The organism is Alteromonas sp. MmMcT2-5, assembly GCF_022348315.1.
Lineage (GTDB): Bacteria > Pseudomonadota > Gammaproteobacteria > Enterobacterales > Alteromonadaceae > Alteromonas > Alteromonas macleodii.
The window spans coordinates 85,524-104,717 of the sequence record NZ_JAKRFB010000022.1; the positions used below are offsets into that span (position 1 = coordinate 85,524).

14 protein-coding genes and 1 pseudogene are annotated in these 19,194 nt (G+C 45.0%); 7 read left to right on the forward strand and 8 right to left on the reverse strand.

Going from position 1 to position 19,194, the window contains the following annotated elements:
• Positions 1–474: 474 nt before the first annotated feature.
• On the reverse strand, positions 475–1,779 hold the full coding sequence (locus MHN09_RS11220) for a DUF2254 domain-containing protein (RefSeq protein WP_239240733.1): 1,305 nt from the start codon (positions 1,777–1,779) through the stop codon (positions 475–477).
• A gap of 214 nt (positions 1,780–1,993) precedes the next feature.
• Here MHN09_RS11220 and merR point away from each other — a divergent pair, with 214 nt between their 5' ends.
• The 5 genes and pseudogenes from merR to merA all read left to right on the forward strand — a co-directional run bounded on the left by merR (position 1,994) and on the right by merA (position 5,235).
• Positions 1,994–2,386, forward strand: coding sequence for an Hg(II)-responsive transcriptional regulator (gene merR / locus MHN09_RS11225; RefSeq protein ID WP_239240735.1), 393 nt, complete (start codon positions 1,994–1,996; stop codon positions 2,384–2,386).
• Between the two features lie 84 nt (positions 2,387–2,470).
• Positions 2,471–2,818: a mercuric transporter MerT family protein gene (locus MHN09_RS11230; RefSeq protein ID WP_012801203.1), complete on the forward strand. Its 348-nt coding sequence runs from the start codon at positions 2,471–2,473 to the stop codon at positions 2,816–2,818.
• 34 nt (positions 2,819–2,852) lie between these two features.
• Positions 2,853–3,128, forward strand: coding sequence for a mercury resistance system periplasmic binding protein MerP (gene merP / locus MHN09_RS11235; protein WP_012801202.1), 276 nt, complete (start codon positions 2,853–2,855; stop codon positions 3,126–3,128).
• 13 nt (positions 3,129–3,141) lie between these two features.
• A pseudogene (gene merC / locus MHN09_RS11240) lies at positions 3,142–3,587 on the forward strand (organomercurial transporter MerC).
• Positions 3,588–3,597: 10 nt separating this feature from the next.
• Entirely contained in the window at positions 3,598–5,235 is a 1,638-nt protein-coding gene (merA, locus tag MHN09_RS11245; RefSeq protein WP_012801201.1) for a mercury(II) reductase, read from the forward strand.
• A gap of 980 nt (positions 5,236–6,215) precedes the next feature.
• On the opposite strand, the gene MHN09_RS11250 is transcribed toward merA, so the two are convergent.
• From MHN09_RS11250 to MHN09_RS11280, 7 genes are all read right to left on the reverse strand, one after another.
• Positions 6,216–7,103, reverse strand: a complete 888-nt coding sequence (locus MHN09_RS11250) for a cation diffusion facilitator family transporter (protein WP_045980004.1) — start codon at positions 7,101–7,103, stop codon at positions 6,216–6,218.
• 34 nt (positions 7,104–7,137) lie between these two features.
• Positions 7,138–8,040: a cation transporter gene (locus tag MHN09_RS11255; RefSeq protein ID WP_045980005.1), complete on the reverse strand. Its 903-nt coding sequence runs from the start codon at positions 8,038–8,040 to the stop codon at positions 7,138–7,140.
• Positions 8,041–8,216: 176 nt separating this feature from the next.
• Positions 8,217–11,411, reverse strand: a complete 3,195-nt coding sequence (locus MHN09_RS11260) for a CusA/CzcA family heavy metal efflux RND transporter (RefSeq protein ID WP_018624877.1) — start codon at positions 11,409–11,411, stop codon at positions 8,217–8,219.
• Positions 11,412–11,427: 16 nt separating this feature from the next.
• Positions 11,428–12,738, reverse strand: a complete 1,311-nt coding sequence (locus tag MHN09_RS11265) for an efflux RND transporter periplasmic adaptor subunit (protein ID WP_045980006.1) — start codon at positions 12,736–12,738, stop codon at positions 11,428–11,430.
• A 16-nt stretch (positions 12,739–12,754) separates the two neighbouring features.
• Positions 12,755–13,987, reverse strand: coding sequence for a TolC family protein (locus MHN09_RS11270; protein ID WP_045980007.1), 1,233 nt, complete (start codon positions 13,985–13,987; stop codon positions 12,755–12,757).
• A 98-nt stretch (positions 13,988–14,085) separates the two neighbouring features.
• Entirely contained in the window at positions 14,086–14,451 is a 366-nt protein-coding gene (locus MHN09_RS11275; RefSeq protein ID WP_106646697.1) for a hypothetical protein, read from the reverse strand.
• 120 nt (positions 14,452–14,571) lie between these two features.
• Positions 14,572–15,522, reverse strand: coding sequence for a DNA-binding protein (locus MHN09_RS11280; protein ID WP_018624881.1), 951 nt, complete (start codon positions 15,520–15,522; stop codon positions 14,572–14,574).
• Positions 15,523–15,699: 177 nt separating this feature from the next.
• Between MHN09_RS11280 and MHN09_RS11285 the strand changes: the two genes are divergently transcribed.
• Positions 15,700–16,641, forward strand: coding sequence for a site-specific integrase (locus MHN09_RS11285; protein ID WP_053909437.1), 942 nt, complete (start codon positions 15,700–15,702; stop codon positions 16,639–16,641).
• A 234-nt stretch (positions 16,642–16,875) separates the two neighbouring features.
• Positions 16,876–19,107, forward strand: coding sequence for a Tn3 family transposase (locus MHN09_RS11290; protein WP_239240736.1), 2,232 nt, complete (start codon positions 16,876–16,878; stop codon positions 19,105–19,107).
• The last annotated feature ends 87 nt before the right edge of the window (positions 19,108–19,194 follow it).

The following is a 19,194-nucleotide window of genomic DNA, read 5'->3' on the forward strand; positions in this document are numbered from 1 at the left end:
CAGACCTTTATGCGCGGCAGCTGTTTTAGTGCTTCGGCCTTACCGCAATTGCTTCAATTGTGTCAGCAGTTTTTATTGAAAGTTGCTATGAACTTTGGATTTAGACATGGAATTTATAAATCGTGCGCTACGTGAAATCTGTAGCACTACACCTCGCAAAATGTATTTTTATTCACGTAGCGTCATGTTAGTTTTTTGATTAATTATGGGTATAACTAACAAACAGAAAGACGCAGTCTTTGTATTTTTATACTAGGCTTTAATTTATTAAATGTGGATTTTTAGCTATTTAGAATGTTGCTGTGTCTATTTGAGTTGTAGTTAATCAGATTTAATCTGATTAACTACAAAAAGAAACTCGATCGATCATTTACGTAGATTACATGGTTTGTGGTATGCAGAGATTATATAGACTGGCTAGCTGTTTACATTAAGCATTTTTAGCAGTGATTTTGACAGTAATAACTTACACGTTTAGTTATCATTATAAACGCGCTCAATTCGCTTAATATCGTCTTCGTAATCCAATGCCAACTTTGCACGTTCGTAACTTTGCTTCGCTAACTTAGACGCCGCCTCAACAAAATCTCTTTCTATTCTTGTACCTCCATCTTTAAAGCACGCTTTAATTGTTTTTAGTGACTTTTGTATTCGGATAGCAACTTCAATATTAGCAGCACCATCACGGGCAATGCTGGTGTACGCATCGTCAAAAAGATCATTCACATTTAACGCAGGCAATGAAATGCGGTCATATTTAAACTCCTCATGCTGAGTGCTATCGTTTTGTGAGTTTTCGGTTTCAGTTTCGGATTTGGGCTTGTGCCACAACAACATAAGGCGTGTAATGCTGCTAATGGTATTTATTGCAGTACCATGGTCATTAACCGATGGCGATAATGCACGAGATGCAATTTCGGCTAGTACGATAAAGCCAAAGCGAGGATCAGCCTCAAAGGACCTGGCTTCACCTATAGTAAATGCGTCAACAATTTCATCTGATACTACCTTTTTATTCGAATATGCTATGGCACGCTCTGGTGAGACAAACTCACCGGGTAACATGGCAACATTGATACAACCGTCGTTTTTATCAGCCCAGTGTTGCAGTTTGGCAATGTCTATAAGCTGAATATAGCCCACTTGTTTAGTATAAATGGCATGCGTCCCCTGCTCTTTTATTTGCTCTTGCGGTACTGCGCCTAAGCACGGCATATCTATTCTATTTTTAATTGCGCGTGTCGTGGCGTGCTCCACTTTTAATAACGTTGACCCCACGCGCCCTAATCGTGCAACGCTGTCTACCCACCGGATAAAGGTTAAAATAACTATCGAAAAAGCCAGACAGGTTAGACAAAATAAAATGAAAAGCCCGGCTTCATCGAAAAAAGCTTGAGTCATTGCAGTAAGCGCTACAGCACTATAGATAAATGCGCCTATGAAAACTGACAGTGCATTTTGTGATACATCATCGGATATTATAAGGCTTAGAGAACGCGGCGTTGACGACTGACTGGCCGAAGCATAAGCATTAACCATGGTACCTGCAGAAAACGTGGCGATCACCATCATGCTAGATGCCATAATTGAAAGCAGTGTTTCAACTGATTCGGGTTTTATTTCAGGAATATGCTCAGCCAATGAAGTCCCGTCTGCTACTTTAGCGACGAATACAGCAAAGATTGAGAGCAAACAAAAGCCAAGAGGTTTTACCCATAGCTTTTCTTTTACACTGTATAAAAGGAAACGCAGTCTATCTACGGTAATCGGTGCTTCCACATTCTTCTCTTTTTATTAACTTTATTTCACTTAATACGAGGTACGGCCACGATTCGTGATAAATCGACCAAAAAATAGTTTAACCATATGAAATATATTGAATATCTCAACGAACTAACAGCAGACTTTGCGCTATTGATACACTGTTTGTTATATTCGTACTTTCAACTTAGAATTTTACTACCCACTTCAGTACCGACAATACGGTTAAATTATGTATGTAATTGGTCAACTTGCCAAATTGGCAAGCGTAAACGTTGAGACCGTTAGATATTATGAACGGTGCGGCTTAATTGAACAGCCCCAAAAACCCGTTAAAGGTTATCGTCGTTATCCTGAGACGACTTTGAATCGCATTCGGTTTATCAAACGTGCTCAAGAGTTACGGTTTTCCTTGGATGAGATCGCTAACTTGCTGATGCTGGAAGAGACTTCTTGCCAAGAAGTACAAAGTATAGCAAACCACAAACTTGCCAGTGTTCGTGCAAAAATGGCTGATCTACGCCGCTTAGAAACCAGTCTTAATGATTTACTGAAACAATGTGCAAGCAACACTGAACAGGCACATTGCCCGATTATTACTTCCCTTCTCCCAGAAAACAACTAATAACAATCGCTAAACCCCTTGACTCCGTACTTGGATACGGAGTTTATACTGTTTTCTATCAGAACATTTGAAGTGGAGTAAGCCATGGCAAAAAACGATACCAGTTTACCGCTAGTTGGTGGTATTGCTGCTGCTATTGGTGCTGGGCTTTGTTGTGCTGGGCCCTTAGTCTTGTTACTACTAGGCGTTAGTGGTTCTTGGATTGGCAATCTGACCGTATTGGAGCCATACCGCCCTATTTTTATCTTGCTGGTACTGGTTTTATTTAGTTTTGCCGGTTGGAAAGTTTATCGACCTATAGAAGAGTGTGAGCCTGGAACCGCTTGTGCAATGCCACAAGTACGTAAGCGCCGGCAGATCATTTTCTGGGTAACCGCCTTCATTGCATTAATATTAGTCACTAGCAATTACTGGATTATCTGGTTTGCTTAATTATATCGTTGAGAAATAACCCTTGGAGAAGAAGATGAAAAAAATTGCACTATTATCCCTACTATCAATACTTAGCTTGGGTGCGTTTGCCAAGCAGCAAACAGTCATGCTTGAAGTTCCCACGATGACCTGCGTAACTTGTCCGATTACGGTGGAAAAAGCATTGCAACAGGTTGAGGGAGTTACCAAAGCTGAAGTGACCTTCGAAGATAAGTTAGCCGTGGTCACTTTTGATGATGAAAAAACTACGGTGGAAAAGCTGACCGAGGCCACAAAAAATGCCGGCTATCCATCTGTGGTAAAGCAATAAAGGACGAATACTAATGAAGAACCTGCTGAGTCTTTTTACCCGCATTGGCGACAAAGCCAGCTCATTAGGTGCCGTGGTGTCTGCCATGGGTTGTGCCATGTGCTTTCCGGCCATCGCCAGCTTGGGGGCAGCCATCGGGCAGGGTTCCTCAGTCAGTGGTAGTGGTTCTTTATCAATACACTCTTGCCTATATTGGCTTGGGTTAGCCTAATAGTTAACGGACTTGGCTGGATTGGTCACAAGCAGTGGCATCGTAACCTGCTTGGTATGCTAGGGCCTATTCTGTTGTTGCTATCACTTTATCCGTTCTTTCAATATGCCTGGAGCACTTATGTGACGTACTCAGCCTTGGCACTGATGGTAGCGGTATCAATCTGGGATATTTTTTCGCCAGCGAATAAACGCTGTGACAATGAAAGTTGTGTGCTTCCTGCCGACAACACTCACTCAAATCCATAAGGAGGTCTTTATGCGTAAATTCTCCATCTCTGGAATGACTTGTGAAAGATGCCCTCAGCAGATCGAAGATGCCTTGATCGTCATGCCTGGCGTCAGAAATGCCACCGTTTTTTATACGAAATCCAGTGCAGTCGTCGAAGCAGAATCTGATGTCAATGAACAGACGCTAATCAATACCATCAAAGCTCTTGGCTACACGGCTCAACCTGTCGCGTTAGATGGCTGCGATAGTGAAGATGTGACTGACAAAAAGTCGCTGCATGTCGCTATCATCGGTACTGGCTCGGCTGCTTTTGCTTGTGCTATCAAGGCAGTGGAAAATGGAGCACAAGTCACACTCGTTGAAGCTGGAGATGTGATCGGAGGTTGTTGTGTTAATGTCGGTTGTGTACCTTCGAAAATTCTGCTCCGGGCTGCCCAGCTGGCTGAACAGCAGCGTAACAATCCTTTCGACGGTCTAGAAAATCATGAACCTTCTTTGGATCGTAGCTTGTTAGCGAAACAACAAACTGCACGCGTGGAAGAGTTACGTGCCGCCAAATATCAGCATATTCTGGATACCAATCCAGCATTGTCATTGGTACAAGGTTATGCATCTTTTAAAGATACTCATACCTTAACTATTCGCAACAAAGATGGTTACGAGCAAGAGCTGGTTGCAGATCGCTTTTTGATTGCCAGCGGCAGTCAGCCATCTATTCCTCCTATTCCAGGCCTGGTTGATACCCCTTATTGGACTTCGACGGAAGCTTTATTCGAAACTGAGCTACCTGAGCACTTGTTAGTGATAGGCTCTTCAGTTGTGGCTGTCGAACTTGCTCAAGCTTATCGTCGGCTGGGTGCAGAGGTCACTATCTTGGCTCGCAGTACTTTATTGCTCCGTGAAGACCCACTGTTGGGAGAAGGCTTAACCGTAGCTTTTGAACAGGAAGGCATTCGCGTACTGGAACATACCCAAGCCAGTCAGGTGTCTTATGAAGATAATAAGTTTATCCTTGATACCGAGCAAGGAGAAATTCGTGGCGATAAATTGCTGGTCGCCACCGGCCGTGCACCTAATACCGGTAAGCTTAATCTTGCCGCTGCCGGTGTAGAAAAAGAGGCCAATGGAGCGGTCACTGTAGGTGATCAGATGCGCACATCACAGTCACATATTTACGCAGCAGGTGATTGTAGTAACATGCCGCAACTGGTTTATGTCGCGGCAGCGGCAGGCAGTCGTGCAGGGATTAACATGACAGGGGGTGAAGCTCGGTTGAATCTATCCGCGATGCCAGCCGTGATCTTTACCGAACCGCAGGTAGCAACGGTAGGGTTGTCAGAACAAGAAGCTCATGCACAGAATATTGAGACCGAAAGTCGAGTATTGCCACTGGAAAACGTGCCTCGAGCACTGGCTAACTTCGACTCTCAGGGTTTCATCAAACTGGTGGTTGAAGCTGGCTCCCAACGCCTGATCGGAGCCCAAGTATTAGCTCATGATGGCGGCGAGATTATCCAGAGCGCGGCACTGGCGATTCACAACCACATGACAGTGGATGACTTAGCGGATCAATTGTTTCCTTATTTAACTATGGTGGAAGGCCTGAAGCTTTGTGCACAAACTTTCAGTAAAGATATTAAAGAACTGTCTTGCTGTGCTGGGTAAGCTTTATCTTTCGTCAGAAAAGATATTTATGAGTCTGCTTTTGGTTTCCAGTGATACGGTACTACCAATTTACTGCATATTTCTTCGTGGAAAGTTTCTTCAGTAACTGTTTGAGAGCTAGCCTCAAGCAAGATATTTGGCCACAATAGGAGATGTGATCATCTGAATTACTGCAAAGAATGTGGCTGGTATTACTATTTCTGATGGCAACCGGGATGCAGCCACAAAAGCCGCTGCAATGCTAAATTCTTTTTTGCTGACAGTAAATAGGTATGCGATGACTTCCGGTCGGTCTGTCGTTATAAACCGTGAAGCCATTCCAATTAAGTAGCCACAAAGATTTAGACTTAAAGCTGCTCCAGCAATTACAAAAGCATACTATCCATAACCAATGATGGTTTCTGCATTGGAAGCCACTACCGCAAGTAATATTACAAGATAGAAGACTGACCCAATTCCTGCGTAAGTCGAATCATGCTTTGAAATAATCGTCGGAAAGTTGGTGCGTAAGGTTACACCGAGAATTGTAGGCACTAAAACAACTAGAGCTAACTCCAGGATGATGGAAACGAGAGGGACTTCTAGCTGTATCCCTGTCAGCCATAGAAAAAGGAGCGGAACTACGAAAGGAGAAAAGGCTGTATTGACCGCATTGAAAAAGGCGACCAGTCAAGAAGCCTGCAATTGAATCGGGCCATAGACGAGCCCCATTGCCAAAAACTGTCTTGACGGTTTGCGAAAGACTATTCGTACGGCATGTGCATCAAATGTAAGGCTGATCACAAACATCAGAATCACAAGTAAAGGGGCTATTGAGGAGTCGAGGTACTTCCCGGATTCGGGCAATATCAGGCCAACTCCAGCTACAATAATCACAAACCAAACAAGATTTGATTCAACGAAATAAATTAATCGACGCATAGGTCAAGGGTACCAGTTACAGTGCGGCCACAATATAAATTATAGCTGTACACTCCCAATTACAGAGCTTGAGAATCATCGCGACATTGCTCATTTGTCATTTCAAGCTCAATGGTCGTATGCTCTAAATTAAATTTACTCAATCGTTCTGCTATGGACTTTTTTAACTCCAGTTGCTGTTGAGTAGACAGTGCCTCTTGTAGAGCTAGATGAGCAGTAAGTACATGATGCTCTCCATCCAATGACCACAAGTGCAGGTGATGGATACTATCCACTTCTTTGAGTTCTATTAAGGTTTTATAAACTGATTTTGACAGTTCTTTGTCAGGGATTGCCTGTAAAAATAACCTTATAGTGTGCCAAAGGTTTTTAGCAACATTAATTAAAATATAGAGAGTGAAAAGAATTGATAAAGCTGGGTCAAGAATGGGCCAGTCAACAAAAAGAAGTACGATGGAAACGATTAAAACTGCAACCCAACCCAGTACATCTTCCAATAAATGCCAATTGAGTACACGCTCATTAAGAGTTTTGCCTTTACTTAATTTATAAGCCGCAAACCCATTAACTAGCACCCCAAACACGGCTAAGGCGATCATGCCCTCAACTATAGGCATTTCTGGTTGCAGGAGTTTAGGGATAGCTTCTGTCAGAACCCAGACGGAACCAATAATGAGGACTAGACCATTAATAAGTGCACCGAACAATGATAACCGGCGGTAACCATAGGTGAACTCTGAATTTGAACCTTTTTCACTAACTTTACTGAGAAACCAAGCAAATCCGATGGATAAACTGTCGCCAAGATCATGAACGGCGTCGGCCATGATGGCGGTACTATTGGTTAAGATACCTCCTATAAATTCGATAATGGTAAAGGTGACATTCAGAAAAAATGCCCAACCTATACGATTATTTGAACCATGTGAGTGCGAATGATCATGCATTTAAGATTACCTCTTGTGGAGCTCTATTCCTACCTTAGGATTTGATCTTCAATATACGAATACCGCCAACTAAAACAATTAATCCAATGATAAACCCAATGATTAAGTCTGGATATTGTGAGCCCGTCCATGCCACTAATCCTCCGGCAATAATAACGCCTGCGTTAGCGATGACATCGTTAGCAGAAAAAATCCAACTTGCTCTCATGTGAGCGCCGCCATTTCGCTTTTTGGCAATTAAGATTAAGCACCAGACATTTGCTACCAAGGCAATTAAGCCAAACACCATCATAAGGTTTGACTCAGGCTCACTCCCTTGAACCAGTCTCCTCACAACTTCTGTTAATACACCCAGAGCTAATATAATCTGTAACCATCCTGATATATGCGCTGCACGGAGTTTTTTTCGGACGCCATGCCCAACGGCGTATAGTGCCACCCCATACACTGCTGCATCGGCAAACATATCCAATGAATCAGCTATCAATCCGGTCGATTGTGCCCACCAGCCGATAACAAGTTCTGTAATAAACATCACTGCATTAATAGCTAATAGCATTTTAAGTATCCCAGCTTCCTCTGCTTCTTCATTTTGTGCCGTCAACCTTGCTTTATGGATAATCTCGCTGTCCACAGCGTTAGTTGATTCCAATCTAGCCCCAAGCCCAAGAGACGTTATCCGGTCTTCTACCATGTCCCTGAGTTCAAGGTGATGAAGCACTCTAACTATGCGTTTATGTGTATCAAACTCGAGGATTACACTTGGCTCAAGACTGTCCAGTGCCATTCGGATCATGCTTTCCTCTGATGGGCAGTCCATTTTAGGAACGTGGTATTCGCTTACATGTGCCCCTTCAAATAACTTGTCGTCGTTAGTAATATCTTGTGTTTCATCTGTAGCATCTGCTTTGCAGTCACGGTTACATTTCTGGCTCATAGGTATACCTTGCATTTTTTGATATTGGCTTTCCCCCTCCCCGATCACTATAGTCTAAAGCGGAGAGTCCTCGATACGAAAATGGGCGAGCTTTCAGCATTAATGGGGTGTTGGTTCAAACCATCTTGCTATTATAAAGTATTGCCGACTCCAAAATAGAGCCGGCAGATTGCTAGTTAGTGTTTCTCCTTCAACTTACCTTTTGAAAACCAGGCAAACAGAACGGGCAACACAAACAGTGTTAAAAATGTGGCTGTTATCAGCCCGCCTACGATAACACTGGCAAGCGGTTTTTGTATCTCTGCGCCAACGCCATTTGATAGCAACATCGGTATTAAACCTAACGCAGATGTCACTGCTGTCATCAATACCGGTCTAAGCCTGGATACGGCACCATCAAAAGCGGCTTCACTGACAGGTAGGCCATCCTTGATACGCTGATTGATACTTTCAACCATCACTACACCGTTAAGTACCGCGACGCCAAACAGGGTAATAAATCCGACCGAGCTGGGCACTGATAAATACTGCCCTGACAGCCAGAGTGAGAACACCCCACCAATAACGGCTAGAGGTACATTTACCAGGATCAGCATAGCCTGACCAACCGAAGCAAAGGCAAAGTAAAGCAACAAGGCAATAAGCGCCAGCGATAATGGCACGACCAGCGACAGACGCTTTTGTGCTCGCTGTTGATTTTCGAATTGTCCACCTATATCCACGGAGTAACCCGTTGGCAAATCAACTTGTTCAGCAATCGCTGCGCGAATATCTGCTACCACACTGCCCATATCACGCCCTTGCACATTGGCCTGAACGACTACTCTGCGCTGAACATCATCGCGGCGAACCTGCGGCGGGCCGGAAGCAATATTTACAGAGGCTACATCACCAAGGCGAACCCAGGCTCCTGAAGGTGCCTGCAAACGAAGGTCAGCAATAGTTTCGCGATCTTGGCGAAAACGTTCATCCAACCGAACATAGATATCATAACGTTCGTTACCATTGATGATTTGTCCAGCGCTGGCACCGCCAAGCCCATTTCGAACCACTTCCATGACATCCGCTACGTCGAGTCCATAACGAGACAATGCGCGGCGATTGGGCTTTACGACCAATTGAGCTTCACCGACAATTTGCTCCATGGCAACATCACGCGTACCGTCGATCTTTTTGACCACTGCCTCAATTGCCTGCCCTTTTTCAGCCAGCACATCAAGATCTTTACCAAAGAGTTTTATCGCTAGTTGCGCTTTAACCCCCGATAACAGCTCATCCACACGGGTGGCAATTGGTTGTGAAAAATTGAACAGCAATCCGGGATGTTGTTCCAGCTTTTGCTCCATCAGGGATTGAAGTTCATAACGATTATCGGCGCTGGTCCATTCTGGCACTGGCTTAAGACCAATATAGATCTCAATGTTATTCACTGGCTCTGGATCACCGCCAATTTCGGCACGTCCAATGCGTGATAACGCATAGGTGACTTCCGGGAATTCCATCAGCATTGCTTCGAGTTTTGGAGCGACTTCAAGCGCAGTATCCAGGCTGGAGGACGGAGCGAGAGTTACCCGGAGGTTGACCGTTCCTTCTTCGAGTTCAGGCACAAACTCGGTACCCAGACGCGGTATTACTAAAGCTGCCGCAACCACGAGCGTTACAGCAATACCAACGACGACCTTACTGTGGCTCATAGCCCACGACAAACCCTTGCGGTAGAGTTTATCAAGTGGTTTCAAGACGAAACTCTCCCGCGGGCGTATCCCTTTGCGAAACAGGTAGGTGGCTAATGCTGGGACTATGATTAAAGCTACAACCAGCGCGGACAGCATAGACAGCATGATACTGATAGCCATCGGCTGGAACAGTTTGGCTTCGACCCCTTCGAAACTGAATAGCGGCATGAAGACAACTAAAATAATTGCTGTCGCAAAAAATATAGGTCTTGCTACCTCTCTGCCAGCTTCTTGCAAGCGTAAAGCAATCCCATGGCTATCATGAGCTGCATCAACAGGATCTGGATCATCCTGAACCATTGTCTGTCTATCTTTGTCATGGGTGGCATCGGGATGGGTCAAATGTTTGAACATGTTTTCGACCATCACTACAGAGCCATCCACGAGCATGCCAATGGCCACGGCAATACCGCCTAGAGACATTAAGTTTGCCGAAAGACCAAACCACGCCATCACCATCAAAGCAATACCGATGGAAATTGGAATTGAGATCAGTACCAGTAAGGTAGCACGCAAATTCATTAGGAACAGCGCCAAAATGACCACAATGAAGACAAACGCCAGTAACAGAGCATTGACAACGGTATCAACCGCTTGCGTCACCAGATCGGCCTGATCATAGTAAGCCTCGAACTTAACTCCTTCCGGTAACGCCTGATTAATACGCTCGATACGGGCATTAACCCCATCAATGGTGCTTTTGGTATTGGCGCCTAAACGTTTTAATACAATGCCTGAGACGACTTCGCCTAGTGTCTCAACTTTCCCATCCGAAGTTCGGCGTGTCATGGTCACTGCGCCCTGGCGGATTTCGCTACCCAGATTCACTTTGGCTACATCCGATACGGTGATAGTGGTGCCATCCACCGTTTTCAGGGGAACTTGACGGATCTGCTCCAGCCCTTGCTTGCCATGATCGAGCCAGCCGGTACCTCGGATCACCAATTGCTCCTGACCACGGTTCATATACCAGCCGCCAACATTGGTGTTGTTACGCTCCAGAGCCGCCATGATATCGTCCTGGGTCAGATCGTAAGATAACAGCTTTGACGGATTCAGATCGACCTGATACTGACGCACCTCACCGCCGAAAGACAGCACATCAGTCACGCCTTCGGCCGGGATAAGCAACAACTTGACCACCCAGTCATTTAAGCTGCGTAGCTCCATGGCATCGAAACCCGAACCGGGTTCGGCAACCAGTAAATACTGATAGACTTGCCCCAGCCCAGAAGTGTTTGGCCCCATTTCGGGTGTACCAACGCCCTCTGGAATCAGCTCTTTGGCAGCCTGAAGTCGCTCGAATACCAGTTGCCGGGCAAAGTAAATATCAGTGCCTTCCTTAAACACAACAGTAACGCCAGACAAGCCAGTCTTTGAAATAGACCTTACTTCTTCTACATCAGGCAGAGCGTACATGACAGCTTCAATCGGATAGGTTATCAGCTGCTCGACTTCCTCAGCAGCCAAGCCAGGAGCTTCAGTATTGACCGAGACCTGAACGTTGGTAACATCCGGAAATGCATCAAGATTCAGCCTTGGAATAATAAAAAAGGCGCTGACCGTTAGTGTAATGAGCGCAATCGCCACCAGCAAACGGTTAGTGACCGCCCAATCGACAATTCGATTAAACATAGAGTCTCCTTAATGCTTAGTGGTTATGCGGATCAAAACCGCCTTTGGCGATTTGTGAAGCAACAAAAAAGGCACCGTCGGTAACAATACGTGTTCCGGGAACAATGCCGTTAATTTCACGCAACGAACCTAGTGCTCGCTTTAGTTCAACTTCTTGAGAGCGAAACTGCCCTGGACTCTCTTCTACAAAAATTGCCCAGTCTCCATCGGGATTTCGCATCAGTGCTGACTCTGGCACAGCCAATACCGGCTCTTCTGTACGAAAACGGAAGAAGACCTCTGCAAACTGTCCCGGATGCAGCCTATGCTCCAGGTTGTCCACCAATAAGCGCACTGTTCGGGTTCGTGTAACGGGGTTTATGGTATGTGCTTCTTGGGATACCTTGCCTTGAATTCGGATATCACCAGCCACAATGTCAGCCAATGTACCGAGCGGAAGTGATATAGACTGATCTGCTGGAAGGTGTGCTTCGACCCAGAGCTGCTTCTCATTGGCCAGCTTGATCAGAGGAGAACCAGCTTCGACGCGCTGCCCCTGCTCGAAGTCGTCAGATAACACAGAACCATCGGTTTCGGCACGTAGGGTATATTCGCCCAATGCCTTAATATCTTGCGATGCCAGAGACTGCAAATCTGACTCAGCTAACCCATAGGCCTGCAACGTTGCCCGAGCAGCCTCCCAGCTGGTTTTGGCCTGGATATAACGCTGCTCTCCAACGGTTTTGCGACCGAGCTTGCGGACTCTTTCCCATTCAGGCCAAGCGGTGCGATAGTCTGCCTGGGCCTGCGCCACATCCTCACTGAACAGGGTTACCAGTGGCTGACCTTGTTCGACATGAGCGCCCAATGCTACGTGACGACGTAATACAACGGAAGCTACTCGCGGTGACACTATGTAGCTAGTGTATCCATTAGAAAGAACTTCCCCTGGTGCGTAGAACTCATAATCAACGCGCTCGGCAGTGAGAGGAGCAACCTGGATATCAGCAATCGTCATTTGAGTAGCATTTAGTGCCGTAGTGGCAGAAGCTTCTTCTTGATGCCCATGTCCATCTTCTTCAGTATTACTTTCGCTGTGTCCCGCATCATCATGACTTTCATTGTGGGAACTATCGCTAGACCCATGTTTTGTATCACCATGACGCTCATGTTCATCCGTGGCATTTGATGGGTGCTCCTTGTGAGACGCATCATCCTTATGCTCAATAACCTCTTGAGCAGGCTTGCTCTTATCATGTTCGTGCGCCTCACCACTCATCGTTTCTGCAAGCCCTATGCTTGGTGCAGTCATTGCGGCGCTTAGCATCGCTATCAATAATCTATTCATGTTCATTATCCTATCTTTAATTCAGTGGCTTAGTCGCAGTTGGTGCAACAGCTCTGAGCTGGCCGGAGTGCAGCAACACTTCGGTTAACGCAAGTTGTGTGTGCTTTTCGAGTGAGATTCCTGCCAGCAGGCTCTCCGAACGCTGGTTGAGAGCGAGCAGGTAGTCAGTTGTTGATAGGTCGCCGCTTCGCCACTGGCGTTCCAACAAGTCAGCACTATTTTCAACTCTGCCACGAGCTAGCTCGAGCCAGCGTCGGTATTGCTCGTCATAACGTTTCCAGGCAGCTTGTGCAGCCTGCCAGTCAAACCGTAGATTGCGATAAACGGCCAAGAATCGGGCCTCTGCTTCTAGTGCTGCACGATTAGCCACACGAGTTTCGGCACTGTAGTCATTACGTACATTCAAAGGAATCGAGAAGGTCAGGCCGACAGTATTTTCTCCACCGTCGCGACCAGCATTGACTCCAAAGGTCGGCTCTGCTTTGGCTGCGCGGCGGGTTGCTACGGCCTCTTCCTTGATGGACTTCCAGCGAGCCTGAGCGCTGGCAACATAGGGATGTTGTAACAACTCCTGGTCAGTAATGGACACTGGCTCCGAAGGCCAGAAATCTTCGGGAATGCCTCCTTTTTCAGGAGTCCACTGTGGCAAAAGTTCGCGCACTCTGCTTTCTGCTTTTTGCAAAGCGACTTCAAGCTCAGCGACCTGTGCCAGCTGTTTTGATAAAGATAGAAAGGTGAGTTCAGCATCAATAGTGCCTATATCCCCTGCTTTTTGGCGCTTTTCAGCCACTTGCAATAATGCATTAAGCTGCTCTTTTTGTGCCTGAGCAATAATGGCGGCTTCATTACTGGCACGCCACTCAACCAATGCTGATAGAGCCTCAGCAGTCTTACTCATAACCTGTTGCTGATACTGGGCTTTGGCTGCTTGTCGGATAAAAGCCGCTTGCTGCTGTTTAGCACCTCGTCTATCCCACCAGTCAACCGTTTGAGAAACACCTACACGGTAGTTATTTTCTTCACCAACCTGTTCCAGCTCAGAAGATAACTCCGGGTTGTAAAGTGGCTGTTCCGCTGCGTCCGCAGTAGCTTCCGAGCCTTGCAGTTGCTCGCGGGCCGCGATGATGTCTGGGTGCTGCTTTATCTGTGATGCCAGCCAGCGCTCCCAATCAACGGGTTGCGCTTGCGCCGAAGCCGACAGCAAATAAATAACGGCACACATCGCATAAGAAACGGATAGTTTCTTCATGAAATTTCCTCACAATTAAAATCAAAGTACATCAGGTACAGCTGGGTTGGCATTTGCACAACGCTATACCTCAGAATAAAAGTTTATTTGTACTGTATTTAACTGATCGGAGGGGGATTATCAGGGAAGGCTATATGGGAACGGTAATGGGAAGGGTTGCCTAAAATAGCACCCTTTTGATAAAGAGAAGCAGAGATATCTTGGCGACCCAGAAAGAAAGGGTGTGATGAGCCATGACAGTGACAACAATGGTGGCAATCAAGCTGGTAGCTTTTGCTCTTTTCTGATTCTAACCAACGCTTGTCATCATCTGGTATTGGAGAAGAGTGAGCTTTTTGATGCTCGTGATCAAAAGTAAGATGCTCAGAACCGGATTGATGAAACTGATGAACGTCCGCCACAGCAACTACCGATTGCAGGGCAATCAATATGGCTAGAGCGAAAGTTAAAAGTTGACGGTTCACGGTAAAAAAGAGTCTCTACTCGTTCTCATAAATGCAGGGCAGCAGACTAGCAGATTATCAGTTAGTTCACAAAAGATAAGTGGATACTAACCAACTATTACACAGCTTTGTGCTTAAAGGCTAGCTTTTAGACTTGGCTACTTCCTGTTTTTTTGCGAGTTTCTCGGGCGATTTCAATTCCTCAACCTCATGCTCTAGCTGAACAACGGAAGTGTTTAGCTCATTGTTTTCTTTGGTTATAGCATCAAGTTGCGCTAGTAGCTCCTCTCTGTCAGTACTGGCTGACTGCACCTGTTCAGTTAACGCTTTTAATGAGTTTTGAAGTTCGCGCTGTGACTTGGCCAACAACCGCTTTTCGGTGATTAGCTCAGCGTTCTGACGGTTCAACTGCGTGAGTTCTGACTGTTGAGAGGCAATGGTTTGCCCCAGCTTTCGCTGCTCTGCTCGCAATCCCGACACTTCTTCAGCGTGCTTGCGCTCTTGTTGATCACGCTGTTCTTTAGCGGATTCGCGGAAGTGGCTCAAGTTGTCATAACTGTGTTGCAGACTCTTCTCCAGATCGATAATTCGTTCATCTTTTTGTCCACAAACAGCTGTAAGTTCTTTCAAGTCACTTTGAATACCTTGCAACTCAGTGTTCAGTTGCTCACTCTCACGGCTGGCAGTATTGAGCTTCGCCTGTAGTGAGTGAATGTTATCACTTAGAGCTTTATTTTGCTCTGTGGCTTGGCTTAACGACTCCTCAAGTCCTGACTTTTCTTGATTCCAAGACTTACGCTCTTTATCAAAGGCTTGCTCCATGTCTTCAATGGTTTTATTCGCTTCAGCGTTGAGCCTGGCAGCAAGCTGGCTTACCAGGTGCCCAATGGCGTCGGAGACTTTGACCTCGGTGAGTGTACCGTTAGTACGGGTCTTTTTAATGTCTTTGAGGTATTTTGAGATGGTGGTTTTGGAGCCAGTGTTACCCAGCTCAGCTCGTATTGCATCAATTGATGGGTTATTTACACCCTGTGAAGTCAATGATTTATATGCTTTTTCAACGTCAAATTGAGAGATGCCTGTGCGCGCCATTTTTTAAGTCTCTGATTATTTTGTAATGTAATACATAATATGTATATACATATTATTACTGTGTTATCTACGTGGTCTATAGCTTTCGAAAATTCATTTTAGATAATAGTAGATTATCTATTGTGATAGACATTTTTGGACGATATGATGAGATAAAGTCGTACATAACACGCATATATGCCCGATTCTAAAAATATTGATTTAGTGAGTTTTTACGTCAACGCAGCCACTCGCGAAAATACGGTACGCAGTTACCGTACCGCCATTGAACACTATGAGCGTCACTGGGGGGGACTCTTACCTGCCACTCCAACTGCGATTGCACAGTATCTCAGTCACTACGCTGATAAGCTGACTTCAAGCACCTTAGCACACCGGTTGGCCGTACTTGCAAAATGGCATCATGAATACGGTTTTCCAGATCCTACGAAAGCACCATTAGTAAAAAAAGTAATGAAAGGTATCCGAGCAACGCATGCATACCAAACCAAGCAGGCTCGGCCTCTCCAATTAGAAGAATTGAAAATCATTATTCAGTGGCTTGAGGAGTCGATAAAGGAGTCAAAGGATTATAGGAAAGGCTTGAGACTCATTCGAAATAAAGCCATTCTGCTACTCGGGTTCTGGCGTGCTTTTCGAGCAGATGAGCTCACTAATATCCATGTTGAGTACGTGACCATGATCCCCAACAAGGGAATGTCACTGTATTTTCCTACTACGAAAGGCGATAGGGATAATAAAGGGGTGACCTATAAAGTTCCAGCTTTGCAAAAACTCTGCCCTGTCACTGCTTATCAGGACTGGGTTACGGCCGCTGAATTAAGCAAAGGACCGCTATTTGTAGGGATCGACCGCTGGGGACATTTTAATCATAAGAGCATGACATCCAATACAATCATTAATATTGTTCGAGAGTGTGCAAGTGGTGCTGGACTATTACACCCTGATGCCTTTAGTAGTCATTCGTTACGACGGGGGTTCGCATCCTGGGCCGACAGTAATGGCTGGAGCCTTAAAGAGCTTATGGAATATGTAGGTTGGAAAGATCCAAAAACGGCGCTTCGTTACATTGGTTCATCGCATAAGATTCAGCAACACTTTATTGAACAGCTAAAATAATGCAGTACAGTGACTGGGCCACTTCATCATGAGTTTTAAGCATGAATTCAGTATAGATTGAACTTGGACACTAAACGTCTTGCGCAAGTTTAATAAACTTCTCAGCACTAAAATTACTTTAGATAAACTGCAAGGTGATTGTGGCTGAGCTAAACAGTCGAACATTTTGTAATGTAACCAAATAATCAGACCTCCTAGCTGGCCTCGAGATCCGTCGCTGGTATTTATATCTCTATGACAACAATCAATGAAACCGCTTACCCGCGCATTAAACCTAACATGAGTCAGTCTGAATTACAGTCTGTATATACACCCACCCCCGAGGATATTGCCTATGTTCGCCAGCAGCGCCGGCGCAAATTGGATCAGCTTGCCCTGTTAGTCCATATTAAATTAACTCAGCGTTTGGGGTATTTTCTCAAGTCTCCTGACATCCCTAACAAGATTATTAGTCATATTTCTGAGCAGATGAAAATGAGGAGCGCTCCGAGAAAGTACTTATCACGGTTCGATAGAGGTGGAAGTCGAACCCGGTTAAAGGCTTTAGTGAGAAGGTATCTAGACATTAAGCTAATTGAAAGCAATGATAAAACAACATTATTGCTTCATAAGCTGTCATCCGAAGCATCTGAGAAAAAGCATGAAATCGCTGATATTATCAATATAGTCATTGAAGGGTTGGTTAAACAGCGCTATGAATTACCCGGCTTCTCAACTCTGGTAAAATACGCTAAATCAGCTAAAAAGCAAGTCAACGATGCCTATTTCAAGCAAACGCATAGAAAGCTGAATCATGAGCTGACAGCTGAGTTGGATAGAATGCTTAATAGCTCTGGAAGTAAAACACGCTGGGACTCGATTAAACGAGAAGTTAAAAAACCCACGAATAAAGAAGTCAAAAGCTACCTTCAACATTTACAATGGTTACAAGGCCTAGTCGAACGCTTACCAAATATGGAGTTCCTACCGTTAACGAAGAAACATCATTTCACTTTAGAGGCTCGTTCATTGGATGCTTTTCACTTAAAAGAAATGAAGCAGGCCAAACGTTACACACTGATGGTGTTGATGATCCAATCAAAATTAAGTCAATCCTTAGACGACGTGGCGGGTATCTTTAAACGAAAATTGAATAAGTTGCACCAATCTGCGGAGACCCGACTGATGGAATACCATCAGGAGCATACACAGCGAACGGAAAAACTTATCAGCCAGTTTCGTAATGTCTTAAAAACTTATGGTGATAATGAAGCTGGCGTACCGCCATCACTGTCGGATATTCGAAACGCCATGAGCGAAGAGCCAGCGATACTATTAGCTGAGTGTGAAGAGCACTTAGCCTATGCTGGAAATAATTATTATCCCTTTATGCTTAAATTGTATAAACCGCAACGTGCCCAGCTTCTGAACTGTTTGGAGCTTTTAGAGTTAGGGTCATCATCTGAAGATAGCTCGATTCTACTGGCGCTAGAAACCATTCTGGAGTATCGAAATACCCACAAGCAGGAACTGGGTCACTATGAGGAGTTTGTCGCGCAGCCCTGGGTGAACGATAAATGGAAGAAGCTGATATTCAACGCAGACACGAAAACGGTCAACCGTAAATACTTTGAGTTGTGTGTTCTGTCTCGGATCAAGAATGAACTCAGCTCAGGTGATTTATTCATTCGTTACAGCCTGGAACATTCAGATTATCGCAAAGAACTAATCAGTTGGGATGAATACGAGCAAGGTTTATCTGAATATACTGACATGCTAGGTTTTTCAAAGGATAGCAAAACCTTTGCAACTGAATTAAAGAAAACTCTCAGCGAATTATCAACTCAGGTGGACGAGCAATTTCAATCCAATGAGTTTCTTGATTTCAATAATGATCAGCTTGTGATTAGAAGACATCAGAATATCCCTGAGCCCCAACAACTCAAGAAGCTTGATGAAGCCTTACGGGACTCTCTTGAGGAAAAGAGCATTGTCGATATTCTGGTAGAATCCGAGCAATGGCTGGACGCCCACAAATTGTTTAAGCCTGTATCTGGATTTGAAAGCAAACTTGATAATCCTCGTAAACGCTTTATATCGACCCTTTTTTGTTATGGCTGCAATCTTGGGCCAACTCAAACAGCTCGCTCAATCAAGACCTTAAGCCGTAAGCAAGTTGCTTGGCTGAATTTAAAGTATGTCACTGAAGAGAAACTTGAAAAAGCTATTGTAAAAACCGTGAATGCTTATAACAAGTTTGAGCTGCCATCCTTCTGGGGATCAGGTAAATCAGCATCAGCTGATGGTACCAAGTGGAACGTGTACGAACAGAACCTATTATCAGAGTATCATATCCGTTATGGGGGGTATGGCGGTATAGGTTATTATCACGTCTCGGACACTTACATAGCTTTATTCAGCCACTTCATTCCGTGTGGCGTTTATGAAGCTATCTACATCCTTGATGGCCTCATTAAGGGGTTCTAGGGATTTTCCCCTCTAAAAAGACATAATCCTCTGTAGACCACACCAATAAATGGCTGCGGAGGTGGTTTACTTTCAGCTTGGAGCCTA